We start from the raw sequence: 20331 nt of genomic DNA, 5'->3' as shown, positions 1-20331 counted from the left end.
GAGTGCGGCAGGGCTTGGCTTACTTCGGCGGCGGCGGTGCCAGCACCGTGCGGTCGCCGTTGTGCTCGGGCGGACTGACCACACCGGCCGCTTCCATGGCCTCGATCAGTCGCGCCGCGCGGTTGTAGCCGATCTTCAGGCGACGCTGCACACCGGAAATCGACGCGCGGCGGGTCTCGGTGACCACGCGCAGCGCTTCGTCGTACAGCGGGTCGGACTCATCGCCGCCGCCGGAACTGGTCTCCGGCAGGCCGGTCGCACCGACCACCACGCCATCGCCCATCGTCTGTACTTCGTCCAGCACGCCGTCGACATAGTCGGCCGGCCCCATTGCCTTGAGGTGTTCGACCACGCGATGCACTTCCTCATCGGACACGAAGGCGCCGTGCACACGCTCGGGCATCGCCGTGCCCGGCGGCAGGTACAGCATGTCGCCGTGACCCAGCAGCGTCTCGGCGCCGGACTGGTCGAGGATGGTGCGCGAATCGATCTTCGAGCTGACCTGGAAGGCGATGCGGGTGGGGATGTTGGCCTTGATCAGGCCGGTGATGACGTCCACCGACGGGCGCTGGGTGGCCAGGATCAGGTGGATGCCGGCCGCACGTGCCTTCTGCGCCAGTCGCGCGATCAGCTCTTCGACCTTCTTGCCGACGATCATCATCATATCGGCGAATTCGTCGATGAAGATGACGATGAACGGCAGGGTCTCCAGCGGGCGCGGCGCCTCGCCCAGCTCCGGGTTCGGCTTGAACAGCGGGTCCATCATCGGCTGGCCGGCGTCCTGGGCGTCCTTCACCTTCTTGTTGAAGCCGGCCAGGTTGCGCACGCCCACCGCGCTCATCAGCTTGTAGCGGCGCTCCATCTCGGCCACGCACCAGCGCAGGCCGTTGGCGGCCTCCTTCATGTCGGTGACCACCGGCGCCAGCAGATGCGGGATGCCCTGGTAGACGCTCAGTTCGAGCATCTTCGGGTCGATCATCAGCATCCGCAGGTCTTTCGGCGACGCCTTGAACAGCAGGCTCAACACCATCGCGTTGACCGCCACCGACTTGCCCGAACCGGTGGTACCGGCCACCAGCAGGTGCGGCATGCGCGCAAGGTCGGCCACGGTCGAGCGGCCGGCGATGTCCTTGCCCAGCGCCAGGGTCAATACGCTGGCGGACTTGTCGTATTCCTTCGAGCGCAGCAGCTCGGACAGGTAGATCATCTCGCGGGTGACGTTGGGTATTTCCAGGCCGATCACCGATTTGCCCGGAATCACATCGACCACGCGCACCGACTTGACCGACAGGCCGCGGGCGATGTCCTTGTCCAGCGAACTGATCTGGCTGACCTTGATGCCCGGTGCCGGCTCGATCTCGAAGCGGGTGATGACCGGGCCGGGGTTGGCGCCGACCACCTGCGCTTCGATGCGGAAGTCCTTGAGCTTGAACTCGATCTGCCGCGACAGCGCGTCGAGAGTATCCTTGTCGTAGCCGATCGGCTGCGGCTTGGGATCATCCAGCAGGGCCAGCGGCGGCAGGTCCGAGCCGTCGCCATTGACGCCACGGAACATCGGGATCTGGTTGTCGCGCTTGGCCCGGTCGCTCTTTTCGATCACCGGCTCCGGGCGCGGCTCGATCTTCACCGGTTCGCGCTTGGCACGCACTTCGGCATCGGCCTTCCGCACTTCCTGGCGCTCCTCGCGCAGCGCACGGGTCTGCTGCCATTCGGTGGCCTGCTCCTTCTTGCGCTCCAGCAACGGCGCCAGCGACATCACGCCGCGGCCGATCTTCTCCATCACCACGAACCACGACAGGCCCGTGGCCAGGGTGATCGAGGCCAGCAGGAGCACCAGCACGAACAGGTTCGCGCCCAGCGCACCAAAGCCCACGCTGAGCGAATTGCCGACCAGCTTGCCGAGAATGCCGCCGGCACTGGAGACATCGCCACTGAACAGGCGCACGTGCAGGAAGCCGGTGCCGGCGATCAGGAAGCCGACCAGACCGACCAGCCGCAACGCGGGGTCCAGATCGTTCTCGCCCTTGCTCTCACGCTTGAGGCCGAACATCGCGATCCAGGCCAGCGCGCCCAGCACCACCGGCAGCAGGAAGGCGATGTAGCCGAACAGCTGCAGCAGCACATCGGCGATCCACGCGCCCGCGCGGCCGCCCATGTTGTGTACCGGCGCAACCACGCTGCCGGTGTGCGACCAGCCCGGGTCTGTCGCTGAATAGGTGAAAAGACTGGCGGCCAGATACAGCAGCGCCGGCGCGATGGCGATCAGACCCAGGTCGCGCCACAGGCGCTGACGGCGTGGGTTGTCGGTCGTGGCCGCTGCCGCCGAGCGACGCGATGCCTTTTTGTCGTCGGACCTGGAGCGTTCGGGGACCTGCTTCGCCACCTTAGACCATACCTTTGGAATGCGCTGTTAGTGTTTGATAATAAACGAGACGGCGTCAGTTTTCAGTTATCCGTTGCCGCATGGGCAGGGACAAGCCCCAAAACCGCCCATGGATGACGGCGTTCTGTTCATCGGCTTGAATCGCCCTGCCCCAGCCGCCACTCTATGACCAGCCAAGGATGCCGTGCAAACATCGCCGCGCCTTGTCCCATCTACCTTTTCGCGAGTCTACATGAGCACCAGCCTGCCCTCCCGCCACCAGCGTCTTGTCATCCTCGGTTCCGGCCCGGCCGGCTGGACTGCCGCCGTCTACGCTGCCCGCGCCAACCTGAAGCCGGTCGTCATCACCGGCCTGCAGCAGGGTGGCCAGCTGATGACCACCACCGAAGTGGACAACTGGCCGGGTGACGCCCATGGCCTGATGGGCCCGGACCTGATGGCGCGCATGCAGGCCCACGCCGAGCGCTTCGAGACCGAGGTCATCTTCGACCACATCCATACCGCAGACCTGTCGCAGCGCCCGTTCAAGCTGATCGGCGACAGCCACGAGTACACCTGTGACGCCCTGATCATCTCCACCGGTGCGACCGCCAAGTACCTGGGTATTCCGACCGAAGACGAGTTCAAGGGCCGCGGCGTGTCCGCCTGCGCCACCTGCGACGGCTTCTTCTACCGCGACCAGGACGTGGTCGTGGTCGGCGGCGGCAACACCGCCGTGGAAGAAGCGCTGTACCTGTCCAACATCGCCCGCAAGGTCTATCTGGTCCACCGCCGCGACACCCTGAAGGCGGAAAAGATCATGCAGGACAAGCTGTTCGCCAAGGTTGAAGCCGGCAAGATCGAAACCGTCTGGCACCACCAGGTGGAGGAAGTGCTGGGCAACGAGGCCGGTGTGACCGGCGTGCGCGTGAAGTCGACCCTGGACGGCAGCACCCGCGACATCGATGCCCACGGCTTCTTCGTGGCCATCGGCCACCACCCGAACACCCAGCTGTTCGACGGCCAGTTGGCGATGAACAACGGCTACCTGGAAATCCGTTCGGGCCTGGGCGGCAACGCCACCCAGACCTCGGTGGAAGGCGTGTTCGCCGCCGGCGACGTGGCCGACCAGCACTACCGCCAGGCGATCACCTCGGCCGGCTTCGGCTGCATGGCCGCACTGGACGCAGAGCGTTACTTGGATGCACAGGGCAAGGCCAGCTGAGGCTGGCTTCTGCAGCGTCGAGGCGTGGTTGACCGGGAAGGCCGACGCGAGAGCGTCGGCCTTTTCTTTTCAGTAGTGCCAGGCCATGCCTGGCAAGCACGATCGAGCCCGCAACAAACCGGACCGGTTACGCAAACCCAGCTCGCATCCCACCTGCCCTATCCTTTCTCCCATGCCCACCGCCCGCTTCCTCGACTCCCTGCAGTCCGTTCCCGCCACGGCCTGGGACGCCCTGCACGATGGCCGCAATCCATTCGTCAGCCACGCCTTCCTGTCCGGCCTGGAAACCTACGGTTGCCTGCGCGAGGACTGGGGCTGGCAGCCGCAGCACTTCACCCTGTGGGACGGTGATGCCCTGGTCGGCGCCATTCCCGGCTACCTGAAGACCAATTCCCATGGTGAATTCGTGTTCGACCACGCCTGGGCCAATGCCTATGCGCGGCACGGGCGCGACTACTATCCGAAGTGGCTCGGCGCGGTGCCGTACTCGCCGGTGACCGGCCCGCGGTTGCTGGCCCGCGACGATGCGCAGCGCACCGCCCTGCTGACGGCACTGCGCGAACAGTTGCCCGCGCTGGATGTGTCATCAGCACACATCAACTTCCACACGGCGGCTGACGAAACGATCTTCGACGACGACTGGCTGCTGCGTGAGGACATCCAGTTCCAGTGGCAGAACCCGGGTGACTGGGTGACGTTCGAACAGTTCCTGGGCGCGATGGACCACAAACACCGCAAGAACATCCGCCAGGAGCGCGCCAAGGTCGGCCGCCAGGGCATCAGCTTCCGGGTGGTGCATGGCGATGAGGCCACCCGCGCCGATCTGCAGGCGATGTACCGCTTCTACCTGCAGACCTTCCTCGAATACGGCAACGCGCCGGCGCTGACCGAAGCGTTCCTGCGCCATCTGGCGATCTCACTGGGACGCGGGCTGGTGCTGTTCCTGGCCGAACAGGACGGCGCCCCCATCGCCGGCGCGTTGTGCCTGCGCGGTGGCGACACGCTGTACGGCCGCTACTGGGGCGGTGCCACCCTGCCCGGCCTGCACTTCGAGGCCTGCTACTACCAGGGCATCGAGTACTGCCTGCGCGAGGGCGTGGCCCGCTTCGAGCCGGGTGCGCAGGGCGAGCACAAGCTGGCACGTGGCTTCCTGCCCGCCATCGTGCGCAGCCGGCACTGGGTGGCCGATGCGGAATTTGCCGAGGCACTGCGCGACTGGTGCCGGCAGGAGCGGCGGGATGTGCGGCGCTACCAGCAGGAGCTGCAGGGGCATGGCCCGTTCCGCGCGGAACCGTAGCATCGGAGAAGCGTGCCAACCAAGGTTGGCATCTACCACGGCAACGGCAGGGGTGCTGCGCTCAGGTGCACTGCCAGAAGTGCCCGCTCACCCGGCACTTCGCGCACCAGAAGCTGTACAGCATGCCGCCACTACCCCACAGCAACATGCCTTCATTGGTGGTCGGCAACGTTGAGTCCAGCTGCATCACGAAAGGCATCTGCTCGCCGCAATCGATGCACGCCGGGTAGTGCGCGCTCTGCACCCAGCTCGGTGCGCCACCCACCCGCGACAGGTTCTGCCGGTGATTGGACTGGCCCCAGTCCTGCTGCTGCCAGCGATGGCCGTTCATCGCGGCAAGACCCACCTCGGCCTGCATCAGGTCGCCGCTGTCGGTGGGATTGATCGGCACCTGGCAGTGCTGGCTGGGGTGGCAGCTCGGCATGCCTTCTGCATCGTGCCGATAGAAACGCACGGGCGGGTCTTCCCAGCCACAGCAGTCCAGGCACAGCCCAAGCGTGACCTCACCCTCCGCGTCCCGCTGCAGCGCCGCAGCATCTGACTGCAGCAGACGCTGCAGCGGCGCATGGCAGCTGCCGCACAGCGCATCGAGCAGTCCGCCCATGCGCCCGGCGTGAAGCACCTGCCCGCCATTCCAGGTGGGATGCAGCCGCCAGATCCGCTTGCGCCAGGCAGGCTCTTCGGCCACCTGTGCACGATGCTGTTCGCGCCCGAAGCGCAGGTGCAGCGGTTGCCGGCCATGCAGATGGCGCAGACGCGGGCCATCGGCCAAGCCCGCCCAGTGCGCCCAGACCTCGGCATCCAGATCGCTCCAGTCGGCCAGGTAGCCACGGGCGGCGGCATGGGTCTCCGGCTGGGTGGCCAGCAGCACTGCCTTGGCCCGCTCCAGTTCGCGATCGTCGTCTGCCTCGGTCAACCGATGCGCCCAGTCAGTCGCAACCGACGGCGGCAATGCCTGCCAGACCTGCGAGGCCAGCTGGATGTGATCCTCGATGGCGACCTCCAGCAGCGCCTCCCACTCGTCCTGCAGCGTGTGCAGCGCCTGGTAGCTGGCAAACTCCAGCACGCTGGTCAGCAGCTCGCCGCGCTCGCCGTCACGATAGCGCCGCCAGGCGTCAATACAGACCGGGGCGACAGCCTCGTCCGGCAGCAGATCCAGGGCGGTGTCGAGGAAGGTGGAGCTGGGCGAGCGGCGGTCCAGCGCCCGCAGCAGCAGCGCGCCAAGCTGGGGACGGTCTTCGCTGGCCAGGGTCAACAGCATGGCCAGGCTGTCATTGCGTGTGCGCGGCGCATCGTGCGCATCGAGGATGGCGGTGATCGGATCGCTCATGCGGGGCTCCTTGCCGGTAGTGCGTGATGGTGCCAGACATCGCGCATCGCCACGACGAATACAATGCCGGCATGACCCGTCAGTTGCCCTGGCGCCTGGCCGATGCGCCGGATGCCCCCTTCCCGCCGGCCGAGACAGCGCTGCGCCAACCCGATGGCCTGCTTGCAGTGGGCGGCGACCTGCACCCGCTGCGCCTGCTCAATGCCTATGCCGGCGGCATCTTTCCGTGGTTCAGTGAAGGCGAGCCAATCCTGTGGTGGTCGCCGGACCCGCGCATGGTGTTCCGTACCGACGGCGTGCACCTGAGCAGCAGGTTCCGCCGGCAACTGCGCGGCAACCGCTGGGAAGTGACCGCCGATACCGCCTTCAGCCAGGTGATGCGTGCCTGCGCCAGCGCGCCCCGCCCCGGCCAGGACGGCACCTGGATCAGCCCGGCGATGGTGGATGCCTACAGCCAGCTGCACGACCTGGGTTTCGCACATTCCTTCGAGGTGTGGGATCGGCAGACACTGGTCGGCGGCATCTATGGCGTGGCCATCGGCACGATGTTCTTTGGTGAAAGCATGTTCAGTGGCGAAAGTGGCGGCTCCAAGGTGGCGCTGGCCGCACTGGCACGCACGCTGCACGGCTGGGGTTGGCCACTGATCGACGCGCAGGTGGAGAATCCGCATCTGCTGCGCATGGGCGCCGAGCATCTGCCGCGCGCTCCGTTTCTGCAGCAGGTCCGCAGCGCGGTACAGGCGCCGGCCCGGGAAGGCGCCTGGACCCGGCTCGTCGGGCGCGTGCAGGCAGCGGATTTTGCCGGGGAATAACACAATCTTTGCAAGCTGGGCGTTTGACGCGTAAAATACTGCGCCTTAGGCCCAGCGTGGCCGTTTTCTGAACCGCACAGGACTACATGTCGAAAGACGATTCCATCGAGTTCGAGGGCACCGTCAGCGAGACGCTGCCGAACACCACTTTCCGCGTTCGTCTGGAAAATGGGCACGAAATCATTGCCCACATCTCCGGCCGCATGCGCAAGAACTACATCCGCATCCTCACCGGTGACCGGGTCAAGGTTGAAATGACCCCGTACGACCTGACCAAGGGTCGTATCACCTACCGAATGAAGTAAGCGGCTGGCGCGTTGCGCCACCTCGACAAGGCCAGCCCTGGACGCTGGCCTTTTGTCATGCCTGCAATCCGGCCCTGCCGGACGGCACCCTGACCGAATGCACCGTGACATCGGTCAGCCATGCTTGCGGCAGATTCGCATTCGCAGCGGCGGCGTCATCGTGGCATCCGATCCAGTCCGGATCGCCATCCCCTGCCCCTGCCATGAACGTGACCTCCCTGCCCGCTGGCTTCGCCGCCCTGGTACTCAGCACTGCCGCCCTGATCGCACCCGCCGCCCAGGCCGCCGACACGCCGTCGGCAAGCGCCGGTGACAGCTGCATTGCCTTGAGCGAAGATCAGCAGATCGTCCGCGCCGGCGCCGATCGCGATGTGCTGCTGCGCAATGGTGACCAGCACTACCGTGTGGTGTTCAAAGCCTCCTGCAGCAGCGCCGTGACCTCGCGCCGGCTGGCGTTTGAAACCCAGGGTGAAGGCAACCAGCTGTGCGCCGGCTCCCGCAGCGTACTGAAGACCGACCGTGCCAGCTGCACGGTCGAGCGGATCGAACCCCTCGAAGCTGCCACCTTCCAGCGCATGGCCCGCCAACGCAGCCGGTAAGGCGCTGACACGACAAGGGCGGCCTGCGCCGCCCTGTCGTTGCTGCCAGTGCCGGGCAATGCCCGGCACATCCTTACTCCACCGTGGCCGGCAACAGCCGTTCCGGCTCGGCCTGCGCCTCGACCACCAGCTCGTCGTTGCGCACGTCGATGCTGACCTTGCCGCCGTTGACCAGCTTGCCGAACAGCAGTTCGTCGGCCAGCGGACGCTTCACCTTGTCCTGCAGCACCCGCGCCATCGGGCGGGCGCCCATCAGCGGGTCGAAACCGTGGTGGGCCAGCCAGTCGCGCGCGGTCGGCGTGGCCGACAGGCTGACGTGCTTCTCCTGCAGCAGCATCTCCAGCTCGATCAGGAACTTGTCCACCACGCGCAGGATGTGCTCGAAGCCCAGCGGCTGGAATTGCACCACCGCATCGAGGCGGTTGCGGAATTCCGGGGTGAAGGCACGACGGATGGTCTCCATCGCATCGGTGGCGTGGTCCTGCTTGGTGAAACCGATCGAGCGCCGCGAGGCCTGCGCCGCGCCGGCGTTGGTGGTCATCACCAGCACCACGTTCTTGAAGTTGGCTTCGCGGCCGTTGGTGTCGGTCAGCACGCCGCGGTCCATCACCTGCAACAGGATGTTGAAGATGTCCGGGTGCGCCTTCTCGATTTCATCCAGCAGCAGCACGCAGTGCGGCGTCTTGACGATCTTCTCGGTCAGCAGGCCGCCCTGGTCGAAGCCGACGTAGCCCGGAGGGGCACCGATCAGGCGGCTGATCGAATGCGGCTCCATGTATTCGGACATGTCGAAACGGACCAGTTCGATGCCCAGCTGCAGCGCCAGCTGCTTGGTCACCTCGGTCTTGCCGACACCGGTGGGGCCGGCGAACAGGAAGTTGCCGATCGGCTTTTCCGGATTGCCCAGGCCCGAGCGTGCCAGCTTGATGGCCGACGCCAGGGTGCCGATGGCAGGATCCTGGCCGAAGATCACCATCTTCAGGTTGCGCTCCAGGTGCTGCAGCACATCCTTGTCGGTGGCGCTGACCTGCTTGGCCGGGATGCGCGCCATCTTGGCGACGATGGCCTCGACCTCCTCGACGTCGATCAGCTCCTTGCGCTGGTCTTCCGGCATCAGGCGCTGGCGGGCACCGGCCTCATCGATCACGTCGATGGCCTTGTCCGGCAGCAGGCGATCGGCGATGTGCTTGACCGACAGGTCGACGGCGGCCTGCAGCGCTTCATCGGCGTAGGTGACGCCGTGGTGGGCTTCGTACTTGGACTTCAGGCCCTGCAGGATCTCGTAGGTTTCGCCCACGGTCGGCTCGACGATGTCGATCTTCTGGAAGCGACGGGCCAGCGCCCGGTCCTTCTCGAAGATGCCGCGGTATTCCTGGAAGGTGGTCGAGCCGATGCAGCGCAGCTCGCCCGACGCCAGTGCCGGCTTGATCAGGTTGGAGGCGTCCATGGTGCCACCCGACGCCGAACCGGCGCCGATGATGGTATGGATCTCGTCGATGAACAGCACTGCATTGGGCACCTTCTTCAGTGCGGTCAGCACGCCCTTCAGGCGCTTTTCGAAGTCGCCACGGTATTTGGTACCGGCCACCAGCGCGCCGAGGTCGAGCGAATAGATGACCGCATCGGCCAGCACGTCCGGCACCGAGCCTTCAACGATGCGTCGGGCCAGGCCCTCGGCAATCGCGGTCTTGCCGACGCCGGCTTCGCCCACGTACAGCGGGTTGTTCTTGCGGCGGCGGCACAGGACCTGGATGGTGCGCTCGATCTCGTCGGCACGACCGACCAGCGGGTCGATGCGACCGGCACGAGCCTGCTCGTTGAGGTTGCTGGCGAACTCGGTCAGGGCATCGCCCTTGGGCTCGCCCTCGCCCCCTTCCATGCGGCCCTCACCGTCGGAGGAGGACGGCTGCTCGCCTTCCTCGCCCAGCTTGGCGATGCCGTGGGACAGGTAATTGACCACATCCAGCCGGGTGACATCCTGCTGGTTGAGGTAATAGACCGCGTGGGAGTCCTTCTCGCCGAAGATGGCGACCAGCACGTTGGCGCCGGTGACCTCCTTCTTGCCGGAGGACTGCACGTGGTACACGGCCCGCTGCAGCACGCGCTGGAAGCCCAGGGTTGGCTGGGTATCGCGGCCGTCATCTTCGGCCAGGCGGGACACGGAGGCCTCGATGGCCTGCTCCAGCTCTTGGCGCAGGCGGTCGGCGTCGGCGCCACACGCCTTCAATACGGCCTGGGCGGACGGGTTGTCGAGCAGTGCCAACAGCAGGTGTTCGACCGTCATGAACTCATGTCGGGCCTCACGGGCGCGCTTGTAGCACTGGCCGATGGTGTGTTCGAGGTCTTTGCTGAACATGGATTACTCCGGCGGCAGTTGGAGACAATATGCGGCCTGACTACACGATTTCCATCACCCTAGCGGATTGCGACGTTCAGATGGCGTTAGCACTACCAAACGCTTGATCATCGTTCACTCCAGGACAGCCCACCCACATGAGCGAACCCTACCTGAGCCGCTGGCGATTGCGACGTGATGGTCCTTCGATCCGTACCCCCCATGCCCGGCTCTGGCCAGTACTGACCGCCTCCGGCGAGGCGGCCATGTTGAAGGTGAGCACGGAGACAGAGGAACAGAACGGCCATCGCCTGCTGCGCTGGTGGAACGGCGACGGTGCCGCACGCCTGCTGGCCCACGAGGGGCCGGCGATCCTGATCGAACGGGCGCACGGCGATTCGCTGCGGCCACGCTCGATCAAGGGCGAGGACGACGCCTGCACCATGATCCTGTGCCAGGTCCTGCAGCAGCTGCACCGGCCACGGAGCGCGCCACCAGAAGATCTGGTCTGCCTGCGTAGATGGTTCGCCGATCTGCTGCAACCAAGGGCACCGCTGCCGCCATTGCTGGAACAGTGCAGATCGCTGGCGATGGCACTGCTGGAGGGCGAGCAGGAGATCCGGCCCCTGCATGGCGACCTGCACCACGACAACGTGCTGGATTTCGGCGCGCGCGGCTGGCTGGCGATCGACCCGAAACGACTGCTGGGCGACCGTGCGTTCGACTACACCACGATGTTCAGCAACCCGGACCTGTGCGGGCCGGGCATCCATGTGGCAACGCGGCCTGAGCGCTTCCATGCCCGGGTGGAACAAGTCTGCCGGCTGGCCGATCTCGAGCGCACGCGGCTGCTGCGCTGGATCGCGGCCAGTGCCGGCCTGTCAGCGGTGTGGTTCAGGGATGACGGTGACCCGGCCGACATCGATGAGGCGGTGGCCGTGATGGCCCTGCAGGCGCTGGCGGAGGCGTGACTGGAACCTGGCAGGCGCCCACCCTGGTGGGCACGCCGCGCCGGTGTCAGGCCTTCTCCATCGTGCACAGCAGCGGGTGCTGGTTCATCCGCGCGTACTCGTTGACCTGGGCTACCTTGGTTTCGGCCACTTCGCGGGTGAATACACCGCAGACGCCTCGGCCACGGGTATGGACGTGCAGCATCACCTGGGTGGCCTTGTCCAGGTCCATGTTGAAGAACTGCTGCAGGACGTCCACGACGAAATCCATCGGGGAATAGTCGTCGTTGAGCAGCATGACCTGGTAGAACGGCGGCGGCGCCACTTCCGGGCGCGCGGGCTCCACGGCAACGCCGTGCTCGTGGTGGGAATCGGGGGCGGACTCGCGAGGCATCTGCCGATTATAAAGGGTGCGACGGCCGTGCGCAGGCCCTGCGCGGAATGGACGGCACGGGCGCCCGCCGTCACAATTGCACCTTCCCACACTCTTGGTTTCACAGGATCTTCATGAAAAGGACCCTTCTCTCCGCCCTGCTGATCGCCCTGGCTGCCGCAGGTACTGCTGGCGCCGCGACCACCACTGACAGCGCGAAGGCCGACAAGGCCATTGCCCGTCACCTGGAAAAGCTGGGTTACACCTACGAGGTGGATGAAGACGGCGATTACCAGATGGTGTTCGACGTTGAAGGGGACCGCACCCAGATCGTCTATGTGCGCTCGGCGGTGGAAGACTTCGGCACCCACAACATCCGCGAGATCTGGTCGCCGGGTTACACCGCGCAGACCAAGCAGTTCCCGGTGGCCGTGGCCAACCGCCTGCTGGAGGATTCGCAGGACGCCAAGATGGGCGGCTGGGTGAAGCAGGAGTCGACCGCGATGTTCGTGGTGAAGATCGATGCCGATGCCACCGCCGACCAGCTCAGCGACGCCATCGATGCGGCCATCCGCACCGCCGACGCGATGGAGCTGGAGCTGACCAAGAAGGACGACCTCTGAGTTGAACACCTCGCCGGACCCGCGCTGGGCACCGCATGCAACCGTCGCCACCGTGGTGGTCGACGGCGGCAGGGTGCTGCTGGTGGAAGAAACCATCGAGGGCCGGCAGGTGCTGAACCAGCCGGCCGGGCATCTGGAGCCGGGTGAAAGCCTGGCCGAGGCCGCCCTGCGCGAGACCGTCGAGGAAACCGGCTGGACGGTGGAACTGACCGCCTTCATCGGCTGCTACCAGTGGACCGCCGGTGACGGCACCCCGTTCCTGCGCTTCTGTTATGCCGCGCGCCCGGTCTCGCACGACCCGGCGCGGCCGCTGGATGCCGGCATCGACCGGGCGCTGTGGATGACCCCGGCCGAACTGCAGGCCGCCGCCGGACGCCAGCGCAGCCCGCTGGTCTGGCAGGTGCTGGCCGACTACCTGGCCGGCCAGCGCTATCCGCTTGCACTGGTCCGGGAGGTCGCATGAGCAGCCCACGGGTGATGGTTGGCGTGTCTGGCGGCGTGGATTCTTCCGTGGCTGCCTGGCGCCTGGTGCAGCAGGGCGAGGCCGTGGCCGGTCTGTTCATGCAGAACTGGGCCGACGACGGCAGCGGTGACTGCCGCGCCGAGGACGACCGCCGCGACGCGGTAGCGGTCTGCGGACTGCTGGGCATTCCGTTCCATTTCCGCGACTTCTCCAACGAATACTGGCAGGGGGTGTTCGAGCACTTCCTGGCCGAGTACGCCGCCGGCCGCACGCCGAACCCGGACGTGCTGTGCAACCGCGAAGTGAAGTTCAAGCACTTCCTCGATGCGGCCCGCGAACTGGGCGCCGAGCGGATCGCCACCGGCCATTACGCGCGCATTGCCCAGCGCGGCCATCAGTGGCTGCTGCTGCGCGGCGCCGACCGTTCCAAGGACCAGAGCTACTTCCTGCACCAGCTGGGGCAGGAGCAGCTGGCGGCCACCCTGTTCCCCATTGGTGACCTGGAAAAGAGCGACCTGCGCCGGATTGCCCGCGACGTCAGCCTGCCGACCCACGCCAAGAAGGATTCCACCGGCATCTGCTTCATCGGCGAGCGCGATTTCCGCGAGTTCCTTGGACGCTACCTGCCGGCCAAGGCCGGGCAGATCCTCGACCCCGGCGATGGCAGCGTGATCGCCGAACATCCTGGCGTCTTCTATTTCACCCTGGGCCAGCGCGAAGGCCTGAACATCGGCGGCGTGCGCGGCCGCCCTGCCGCGCCCTGGTATGTGGTCGGCAAGGACGTGGCCAGCAACGTGCTGTACGTGGACCAGGACCGTGACAGCCCGTGGATGCTGTCCAGCCGGCTGCGCTCGGAGACCGCGCACTGGATTGCCGGCGCACCACCGGCACGGCGTTTTGAATGCAGCGCGCAGACCCGCTACCGCCAGCCCGATGAGCCGTGCACGGTGGATGTGCTGGACGACGGCAGCGTGCAGGTCACCTTCGCCCGGCCGCAGCGTGCAGTCACCCCCGGGCAATCGTTGGTGCTGTATGACGGTGAGGTCTGCCTGGGTGGCGCGGTGATCGCCGCCACCGACGCGCCGCTGGAACAGCGCCTGCGCACCACCCCTTCTCCTTTTGAGGTAATCGCTGCATGAGTTTCACTGTCGACGACCGCGTTCTGGCTTTGGCCGGCATTGCCCAGGCCCTGCAGCAGGTACGCCGTATCGCCGATACCGGCCACTCCGACGCCGCTGCCGTGCGCACTGCCGTGGACAGCGTGTTCCGCATCGATGCGGCCTCGCCGCAGGCGGTTTTTGGCGATCGGCACGCCCTGAAATCCGGCCTGCGCCTGCTGCACAATTATTTCCGCAGCCAGGGCCAGGACCCGATCCTGCCCAAGCTGGCCCTGTCGGTACTGCAGCTGGAGCGCCGCTTCGTGCAGGACGGCGCCACTGTGAACAAGGTCGCCTCAGGCATCGAGCGCGCCCAGCGCCAGGCCGCCGAGCTCGGCGACAGCGGCCACCCGGATGTTCTGGCTGCGCTGGGCGGCCTGTATGCAGACACCATCAGCCACCTCAAGCCGCGGGTCATGGTGCAGGGCAACCCGCATTACCTGGGCCAGGCCGGCGTGGTGGCCGAGATCCGCGCGCTGCTGCTGGCCGCCGTGCGCGCCGCCGTGCTGTGGCGGCAGCTGGGTGGCAGCTACTGGGACTTCCTGCTCAGCCGCAAGGCGATGGTCGAGGCCGTGGACCGGCAGCTGGCCTGAGGGCGAGGAGCCGCCGGGCATGGCCCGGCGCTATCGACCGAGCGCCACGAGCCCGCCGGGCATGGCCCGGCGCTACCGACCGCGCGCCACGAGGGTAGCGCCGGGCCATGCCCGGCGGACGGCGCCGGAAATCCGGCGCATTCAGAGAGCACATCGACGTTAAAGAGAAAGGGGGTACGGCCGATACATCCTCCGTGCACCTCCCGAGAACGTCCATGTACTCACGCATTTTCATCCGTCTGGCCGCCCCCCTGGCCCTGACCCTGCTGCTCCCCTTCGCCATCGGTTTCGAATGGCCGGCCGCCCTGCGCTGGGCGATCCTGACCACGATGACGCTGAGCTGGCTCGGCTTTGCGTGGTGGACCGCCCGCGCCCAGGCGCACCGTTCCCCGGAACATGCCCGTGTCCTGCGTGAGCAGGACCAGCTGCTGACCGAACTGCGCAACTTCGTCGGCAACGAGATCGACGGTTCGCGTGGTGAAGTGGAACGCGCCCGCGACCTGATCCGCCAGGCCGTCTCCAGCCTCGGCGGCAGCTTCGATGCCATGAACCGCAAGTCGCGCCAGCAGAGCCAGGCCCTGTCACGCATCGTCGACCGCGCCGGTGACGAAGGCGGCGCCGGCCTCGACGTTGCCCGTTTCGCCCAGCACGCCAGCCACCGCATGGAACAGCTGGTGGAAGCGCTGGAGCAGGTCAGCGGCCAGAGCAGCACCACCGTGCAGCACATCGACCAGATGGCGCAGCACCTGGATGGCATCTTCGCGCTGCTGGAAGACGTCAAGTCGATTGCCGACCAGACCAACCTGCTGGCCCTGAACGCTGCCATCGAAGCTGCGCGTGCCGGTGAAGCCGGTCGTGGTTTCGCCGTGGTTGCCGACGAGGTCCGCAACCTGTCCGAGCGTTCGACCACCTTCAACGAGCAGATCCGCAAGCTGGCGCACAGCTCCAAGGATGCCATCGCCAAGGTCCGCGAGACGGTTTCGCACATGGCCTCGCGCGATATGGACCGCTCCCGTGAAGCGCGCCAGGAAGCGGCGGCGATGCTGGACAACGTGGCGCAGATCAACGCTTCGCTGGGTGACGGCATGCGCGAAGTGTCCGACTGCGCGCGCTCGATCGATGGCAGCGTGGCCGAAGCCGTGCGTGCCCTGCAGTTCGAGGACATCGCCACCCAGGCCCTGGGTGGCGTGCATACCCACCTGGACCGCCTGACCGCGATCAATCGCGAAGCGGTGGCCCTGCAGGAACTGCTGCATCGCAATGGCGGCGTGTTCGACGAAGAAATCGCCTCTGCCCTGCAGCGCACCGGCAACCGCCTGCGCGAACTGCGCAGCGAATGGGAGCGCCCGCCGCACAAGCCGGTTGCCCAGCAGAGCATGGGCGCCGGTACGGTCGAGCTGTTCTGATCCTGATGTCCGCTGCCCCGTCCGGCAGCGTGCGAGGCCCCGGTTCTGCCGGGGCCTTTGCGTGTGACCCGCCTTTGAATGCATCCTGCAAGCGCACCATGACCCTGATCCGCGCCCTGCCCCCGATCAACGAGAACGAGCGCCCGCGCAATGCGGGCGTACGTGAGCAGCTGCGCCAGCTGGAAGAGGTGGCCCGCGAAGAAATCCAGGAGCTGCAGAAGCTGGCCGACGCGCGCCCTGCCCCACCGGCAGCCGGCGATGACGTGCTGGGCCTGGCGTGGGACCTGGGGCTGGATGGGGAAGCCTTGAAGTAGATCCACGCCATGCGTGGATGGATCCACCAGAGCCATACAGTTTCGGATTGTTTGCATGGACCTCGGCCAATCCGCCGTTCATCGTGACAGGCCGATTCCGGCTCTGATCAGACTGCCGCCCGATGTCCAGCACAGCCCTCTGCCTTTCAGTTGCCTTGCAGCTTCCGGCACCCCCTCACCCATTGACCATGGATCCCGATTCACTCGAGGCGCTTCAGCGGGCCCTGCAGACATTTGGAGAGTTCCAACAGCCCTACTCCGCTCCGATCGATCCGTACGATCCTGACGCAGGCGTGATCGACGCAGCGGTCGAGGTGGCCGCGGGGTGCGTGCACGACGGTCCGCCAGTCATCATCCTTGACGATGATGCCGATGAGGCACTGCAGCACTATCTGGTGCTGGAGGAGTCGTGGCACGGCCTTCCAGCGGGCGCCTTGTTGCTTGTCTCAGGAAGCAAAGCAACCGCCATTCCATCCCACGAATCGACCCCGCAGCTTGCACACGCCGAGGCGATGCTGACGTTCCTGGGCTATCTGTCAATCGGCTTCGACGGAAATGCGCTGGCCGCCCCAGCCATGGGAGCGCAACCAGCGGGCATTGAATCCGACGCGTTCATGCAGAGCTTCACTGTGAGCTCCAAAGGCGAGGCGGTTCCCGAGGCAACACTTGCGGCATGGGAAGGCGTCTTGCCTGACCTGCTGCTGGCGCTGTGGCGACGCGACGGGTTCGCACGCTATCGCGACGACAGGCTCGTCATGGTCGATCCCCACCTGTATGCGGGGGTTGTCGAAACTTACCTGCAGGGCAATCCGCTGCAGCACGCCGATACATTTCACGCCTACGCAGTGACCGCTTTCGGCCAGATTCTGTTGTGTGGGGAGAATACCGCCGTGCAGATCAACATCGACCCGCACGGCGCACAGGTTTCGGCGGACTCGGATGTACCGGGCCCCGCCGATGCGGCGGAACGCTACTGGAAACTGGCGTTCCTGCTGGACGTCTTGGATGGGCCTTATCTTGACGTCACCGACGAAGAGGAGCGGCCCTTGCATGCACATGCACTCGATTCCCTGGGGCCTCTGGCTCCGAACGAGATTTACAGTTTCTCGCCCGCGGTTGTCGAAGGCGGCTGGGAGGCAGCGCACCTGGTCAAGCGGGATCGTCTCGCTGAACTGAAATCACTTGCCGAGCAGACAGCAGCGAGGCGGTCCTTCCGGCCCGATGCTGAATACAGGTAAATCTGCGCTGTGCATAGCTGATCGCGATCTCAGGCATCAGTGCCGACCTACGGTCGGCACCCACCAGAGCAGGGTCGCGGCGCCTCAGCGCGCCAGCATCACTTCGCTGGCGGCATCGGTTCGGCCTGGGGCGAGGTGCTGCTGGCGCAGCCACTGCGCCAGGTCGCGCGGTGTGAGCGGGCGCGAGTACAGGTAGCCCTGGATCTCGTCGCAGCCCTGGCGGCGCAGCATGTCCTCTTCCTGGTGTGTTTCCACGCCCTCGGCCACCACCTTCATGCCCAGTGCGTGGCCAAGATGGACGATGGCCTGGGTCACCTCGGCGGTGCCCGAGTCATGCAGCATGCCCTGCACGAAGCTGCGGTCGATCTTCAGGCGGCCGACCGGGAAACGGTTGAGGTAATTGAGGTTGGAGAAGCCGGTACCGAAGTCATCCACCGCCAGCGGCACGCCGTGCCGTTCCAGCACATCGAAGCAGTGGCGCAGGATGTCGGTGTCACGGATCAACGCAGATTCGGTCAGCTCCAGCTCCAGCCGCTGCGGCGGCCAGCCGTGCGCGTGGCAGATCTCGATCACGCGCTCGGCAAAGCCACGATCGCGCAACTGCACTGCCGACACGTTTACGGCGATGCGCTCGAACTGCAGGCCGGCACGATCCCACGCGGCTGCCTGGCGACAGGCTTCGGACAATACCCAGTCGCCGATGCGGACGATTTCGCCGCACTTTTCGGCGATCGGAATGAATTCTGCCGGGCTGCAGTAGCCGATGCCCGGGCGATGCCAGCGCAGCAACGCCTCGATTGCCGGGGGCTCGCCGTGATGGGCGTGCAGCAGTGGCTGGTAGGCCAGGCTGAACTCGTCGCGCTCGATGGCGCCGTGCAGGCCGTGCTCGATCTCCAGCCGGCGCTGGATCCGCGCCAGCGCGTCCTGGCTGTAATACTGATAGGTATTGCGACCAGCTTCCTTGGCCGCGTACATCGCTGCGTCGGCAGCGCGCAGCAGCGAATCGAAGTCGGTCTGGCTCTCGCCGAGCATGGCGATGCCCACGCTGGCACCCACTTTCAAGGTGGTGTCGCCACGGCGCAGCGGCTCGGCCAGCGAATTGATCAGTTTGCGCGCCACGTGCCCGGCATCTTCCGGTTCGGCCAGGTCGCGCAGCACCACGATGAACTCGTCGCCGCTGAAGCGGCCGAACAGGTCGTTGTTGCGCAGGTTCTGGTGCAGCCGGGTGGCGGCGGCCTTCAGCAGCGCATCGCCGGTGGCGTGGCCGAAGCTGTCGTTGATGTTCTTGAAGCCGTCCAGGTCGATGAACAGCATCGCCAGCGAGGTGCCGCGATCGCGCGCTTCTTCGATGGCTTCGGAGGTCTGCTCGCCCAGCAGCACCCGGTTGGGCAGTCCGGTCAGCAGGTCGTAGTGGGCAAGCAGTTCAATCCGCTCGTTCGCTTCGCGCTCGCGGGTGATGTCACGGAACAGGACCACAAAGCGCGGCGGCAGGCCATCACGACGGTCCAGTTCGATCAGCACCTGCACCCATACGCGCAACCCGGACTGGCGGTAGAAGCACAGATCCAGCTGCTCTGGCAGGCCGCCACCGGCAATGCGCCCCAGCGCCGCTTCAAACGCCGCACGCGAATCCTCGGCATACAACGCGAGCGCCTGGTCGAGGGTGATCGGTTCCTTGCGCAGGCCGTGAATGCGATAACACTCCTCGGTCCATTGCATGTTGCGCGTCGCCACTTCGATCTCGCAACCACCGATGCGACCCAGCGCGGACACGCGGTTGAGCAGCTCGGTACGCCAGCGGATGAGGGCATCGGTCTGATGCTGTTCGGTGATGTTCTGCACCTGCCCCAGCAGGCGCTTGGGCTGCCCGTCCATGCCCAGCAACGGTTGCATCCACAACCGCAGATGCTGCGAGGGTTCGTTGCCGCGGGTCAGTTCCAGTTCGAGGTTGGCGGCCCGGCCATCGCGCCACAGGCGGCGCCAGGCCGCACGCAGTGCACCACGTGAGCGCGGGTGCAGCTGCTTGAGCCAGCGTCGCTGCCCCGGGATGCTGTCCTGTCGCAGCGCCAGCAGCGAGCGCAGTTCCGGCGACCACCAGAACTGGCGGCTGTGCGGATCGAACGACCAGCTGCCCATGCTGGCGATGCGCTGGGCTTCGCGCAGATGAAGTTGTTGCTCCTGCAGCAGGGCTTCCAGCTGCTTCTGCTGCTCGATGTCGGTATGGGTGCCGACCATGCGCAGCGGCTGGCCATCGGCGGTACGGGCCACCACCCGGCCGCGGTCCAGCACCCACCGCCACTGGCCATCGGCCTGGCGGAAGCGGAACTGGGCGCTGTACTGATCACTGTCGCCGTGCAGGTGTTCATCCAACGCGGCACGCACCTGGGTGATGTCGTCGGCGTGCACGCGCGCCAGCATCTGCGTGGCGGTTTCCTCACCCAGTGTCGGCGTGCGCGCCACCCGGTCGCTGGGGATGTCCCAGTCCCACAGGCTGTGGCCGGCGCTGTCCAGTGCAAGTTCCCAGCGACCGCCCCCATCAACCGGTACCGGCTCGGGCACGCTGAGGGTGAAGGCGAGCAGGTTGCCGCTGCCGTCGTGCACGGCGCGCAGGTGGCCATCGTAGTGACCGCGCGGGCCGCCCGGCAGCGTGCAGGCGACGATGCCACCGTCGGCAGCCAGCAGGCGCAGGTCTTCCAGCATCGGCGCGTAGGCGGCCACGGTGGCCGGCAGGCCATGCTCGCGCGCAGCCGGATTGGCCGCGAGCGGGCGCCCGCTGCGGTCGACGATGACCAGCGCCGAGGCAAGCGGATGCTGCAGCAGGCTGGCGATGATCCCTTGGTCCACGCGATCTTGCTCCGGATGAAACGCCCGACAGCGGGGCACGCAGTGGTTAACGGCGCCTGCGGCGGATAATTGAGTGGCCAGGGCACAGCTGCGCGGTAAGATGGC

Annotated in this window: 18 protein-coding genes; 13 read left to right on the top strand and 5 right to left on the bottom strand. The window is 66.3% G+C overall.

What is annotated here, in order from left to right; all coding sequences use genetic code 11:
* Window positions 1–19: 19 nt before the first annotated feature.
* A complete protein-coding gene (locus D0Y85_RS10330; RefSeq protein ID WP_117310385.1) occupies window positions 20–2383 on the bottom strand; it encodes a DNA translocase FtsK in 2364 nt (787 codons plus the stop codon).
* A 232-nt stretch (window positions 2384–2615) separates the two neighbouring features.
* On the opposite strand from D0Y85_RS10330, the gene trxB reads away from it, so the two are divergent.
* Window positions 2616–3587, top strand: a complete 972-nt coding sequence (gene trxB / locus D0Y85_RS10325; protein WP_099818427.1) for a thioredoxin-disulfide reductase — start codon at window positions 2616–2618, stop codon at window positions 3585–3587.
* 172 nt (window positions 3588–3759) lie between these two features.
* Window positions 3760–4884 (top strand): GNAT family N-acetyltransferase, encoded by a 1125-nt coding sequence (locus D0Y85_RS10320; protein WP_117310384.1) that lies wholly within the window; start codon window positions 3760–3762, stop codon window positions 4882–4884.
* A gap of 61 nt (window positions 4885–4945) precedes the next feature.
* Here the strand turns inward: D0Y85_RS10320 and D0Y85_RS10315 are convergent, their stop codons facing one another.
* Complete coding sequence (locus D0Y85_RS10315; RefSeq protein WP_117310383.1) at window positions 4946–6214, bottom strand: hypothetical protein; 1269 nt, start codon at window positions 6212–6214, stop codon at window positions 4946–4948.
* 71 nt (window positions 6215–6285) lie between these two features.
* On the opposite strand from D0Y85_RS10315, the gene aat reads away from it, so the two are divergent.
* From aat to D0Y85_RS10300, 3 genes are all read left to right on the top strand, one after another.
* Window positions 6286–7026, top strand: coding sequence for a leucyl/phenylalanyl-tRNA--protein transferase (gene aat, locus D0Y85_RS10310; protein WP_117311900.1), 741 nt, complete (start codon window positions 6286–6288; stop codon window positions 7024–7026).
* Between the two features lie 86 nt (window positions 7027–7112).
* Window positions 7113–7331, top strand: a complete 219-nt coding sequence (gene infA / locus D0Y85_RS10305) for a translation initiation factor IF-1 (RefSeq protein WP_005409596.1) — start codon at window positions 7113–7115, stop codon at window positions 7329–7331.
* A 203-nt stretch (window positions 7332–7534) separates the two neighbouring features.
* The gene (locus D0Y85_RS10300) at window positions 7535–7930 is read left to right on the top strand and encodes a hypothetical protein (RefSeq protein WP_117310382.1); all 396 of its coding nucleotides are present in this window, start codon (window positions 7535–7537) and stop codon (window positions 7928–7930) included.
* 73 nt (window positions 7931–8003) lie between these two features.
* On the opposite strand, the gene clpA is transcribed toward D0Y85_RS10300, so the two are convergent.
* Complete coding sequence (gene clpA / locus D0Y85_RS10295) at window positions 8004–10286, bottom strand: ATP-dependent Clp protease ATP-binding subunit ClpA (protein ID WP_117310381.1); 2283 nt, start codon at window positions 10284–10286, stop codon at window positions 8004–8006.
* 137 nt (window positions 10287–10423) lie between these two features.
* Here clpA and D0Y85_RS10290 point away from each other — a divergent pair, with 137 nt between their 5' ends.
* Entirely contained in the window at window positions 10424–11236 is an 813-nt protein-coding gene (locus D0Y85_RS10290; protein ID WP_117310380.1) for an APH(6) family putative aminoglycoside O-phosphotransferase, read from the top strand.
* Window positions 11237–11282: 46 nt separating this feature from the next.
* Here the strand turns inward: D0Y85_RS10290 and clpS are convergent, their stop codons facing one another.
* Window positions 11283–11609, bottom strand: coding sequence for an ATP-dependent Clp protease adapter ClpS (gene clpS / locus D0Y85_RS10285; protein ID WP_025879127.1), 327 nt, complete (start codon window positions 11607–11609; stop codon window positions 11283–11285).
* 113 nt (window positions 11610–11722) lie between these two features.
* Between clpS and D0Y85_RS10280 the strand changes: the two genes are divergently transcribed.
* The 7 genes from D0Y85_RS10280 to D0Y85_RS10250 all read left to right on the top strand — a co-directional run bounded on the left by D0Y85_RS10280 (window position 11723) and on the right by D0Y85_RS10250 (window position 17382).
* Window positions 11723–12211, top strand: coding sequence for a hypothetical protein (locus D0Y85_RS10280; protein WP_117310379.1), 489 nt, complete (start codon window positions 11723–11725; stop codon window positions 12209–12211).
* A 1-nt stretch (window position 12212) separates the two neighbouring features.
* Complete coding sequence (locus D0Y85_RS10275) at window positions 12213–12674, top strand: NUDIX hydrolase (protein WP_025879125.1); 462 nt, start codon at window positions 12213–12215, stop codon at window positions 12672–12674.
* Entirely contained in the window at window positions 12671–13813 is a 1143-nt protein-coding gene (gene mnmA, locus D0Y85_RS10270) for a tRNA 2-thiouridine(34) synthase MnmA (protein ID WP_117310378.1), read from the top strand. The genes D0Y85_RS10275 and mnmA overlap by 4 nt, the downstream gene beginning before the upstream one ends.
* Window positions 13810–14424 (top strand): high frequency lysogenization protein HflD, encoded by a 615-nt coding sequence (gene hflD / locus D0Y85_RS10265; protein WP_117310377.1) that lies wholly within the window; start codon window positions 13810–13812, stop codon window positions 14422–14424. The genes mnmA and hflD overlap by 4 nt, the downstream gene beginning before the upstream one ends.
* A gap of 215 nt (window positions 14425–14639) precedes the next feature.
* Complete coding sequence (locus D0Y85_RS10260) at window positions 14640–15830, top strand: methyl-accepting chemotaxis protein (protein WP_093818271.1); 1191 nt, start codon at window positions 14640–14642, stop codon at window positions 15828–15830.
* 98 nt (window positions 15831–15928) lie between these two features.
* Entirely contained in the window at window positions 15929–16144 is a 216-nt protein-coding gene (locus D0Y85_RS10255) for a hypothetical protein (protein ID WP_033831055.1), read from the top strand.
* Between the two features lie 188 nt (window positions 16145–16332).
* Window positions 16333–17382, top strand: a complete 1050-nt coding sequence (locus tag D0Y85_RS10250) for a GAD-like domain-containing protein (protein WP_162887647.1) — start codon at window positions 16333–16335, stop codon at window positions 17380–17382.
* An 84-nt stretch (window positions 17383–17466) separates the two neighbouring features.
* Here the strand turns inward: D0Y85_RS10250 and D0Y85_RS10245 are convergent, their stop codons facing one another.
* Window positions 17467–20226: an EAL domain-containing protein gene (locus tag D0Y85_RS10245; RefSeq protein WP_117310375.1), complete on the bottom strand. Its 2760-nt coding sequence runs from the start codon at window positions 20224–20226 to the stop codon at window positions 17467–17469.
* Window positions 20227–20331: the final 105 nt, after the last annotated feature.

The organism is Stenotrophomonas sp. G4, assembly GCF_003428825.1.
Lineage (GTDB): Bacteria > Pseudomonadota > Gammaproteobacteria > Xanthomonadales > Xanthomonadaceae > Stenotrophomonas > Stenotrophomonas indicatrix.
This window is presented reverse-complemented; position numbering and strand designations above follow the sequence as displayed.

Bases quoted from the DNA above. Each gene is read 5' to 3' on its own strand.
- D0Y85_RS10250 (WP_162887647.1), top strand. From the start codon at position 16,333: ATGGATCCCGATTCACTCGAGGCGCTTCAGCGGGCCCTGCAGACATTT.
- hflD (WP_117310377.1), top strand. From the start codon at position 13,810: ATGAGTTTCACTGTCGACGACCGCGTTCTGGCTTTGGCCGGCATTGCC.
- clpS (WP_025879127.1), bottom strand. From the start codon at position 11,609: ATGCCTCGCGAGTCCGCCCCCGATTCCCACCACGAGCACGGCGTTGCC.
- aat (WP_117311900.1), top strand. From the start codon at position 6,286: ATGACCCGTCAGTTGCCCTGGCGCCTGGCCGATGCGCCGGATGCCCCC.
- infA (WP_005409596.1), top strand. From the start codon at position 7,113: ATGTCGAAAGACGATTCCATCGAGTTCGAGGGCACCGTCAGCGAGACG.
- D0Y85_RS10320 (WP_117310384.1), top strand. From the start codon at position 3,760: ATGCCCACCGCCCGCTTCCTCGACTCCCTGCAGTCCGTTCCCGCCACG.
- D0Y85_RS10260 (WP_093818271.1), top strand. From the start codon at position 14,640: ATGTACTCACGCATTTTCATCCGTCTGGCCGCCCCCCTGGCCCTGACC.
- mnmA (WP_117310378.1), top strand. From the start codon at position 12,671: ATGAGCAGCCCACGGGTGATGGTTGGCGTGTCTGGCGGCGTGGATTCT.
- D0Y85_RS10280 (WP_117310379.1), top strand. From the start codon at position 11,723: ATGAAAAGGACCCTTCTCTCCGCCCTGCTGATCGCCCTGGCTGCCGCA.
- trxB (WP_099818427.1), top strand. From the start codon at position 2,616: ATGAGCACCAGCCTGCCCTCCCGCCACCAGCGTCTTGTCATCCTCGGT.
- D0Y85_RS10315 (WP_117310383.1), bottom strand. From the start codon at position 6,214: ATGAGCGATCCGATCACCGCCATCCTCGATGCGCACGATGCGCCGCGC.
- clpA (WP_117310381.1), bottom strand. From the start codon at position 10,286: ATGTTCAGCAAAGACCTCGAACACACCATCGGCCAGTGCTACAAGCGC.
- D0Y85_RS10255 (WP_033831055.1), top strand. From the start codon at position 15,929: ATGACCCTGATCCGCGCCCTGCCCCCGATCAACGAGAACGAGCGCCCG.
- D0Y85_RS10290 (WP_117310380.1), top strand. From the start codon at position 10,424: ATGAGCGAACCCTACCTGAGCCGCTGGCGATTGCGACGTGATGGTCCT.
- D0Y85_RS10300 (WP_117310382.1), top strand. From the start codon at position 7,535: ATGAACGTGACCTCCCTGCCCGCTGGCTTCGCCGCCCTGGTACTCAGC.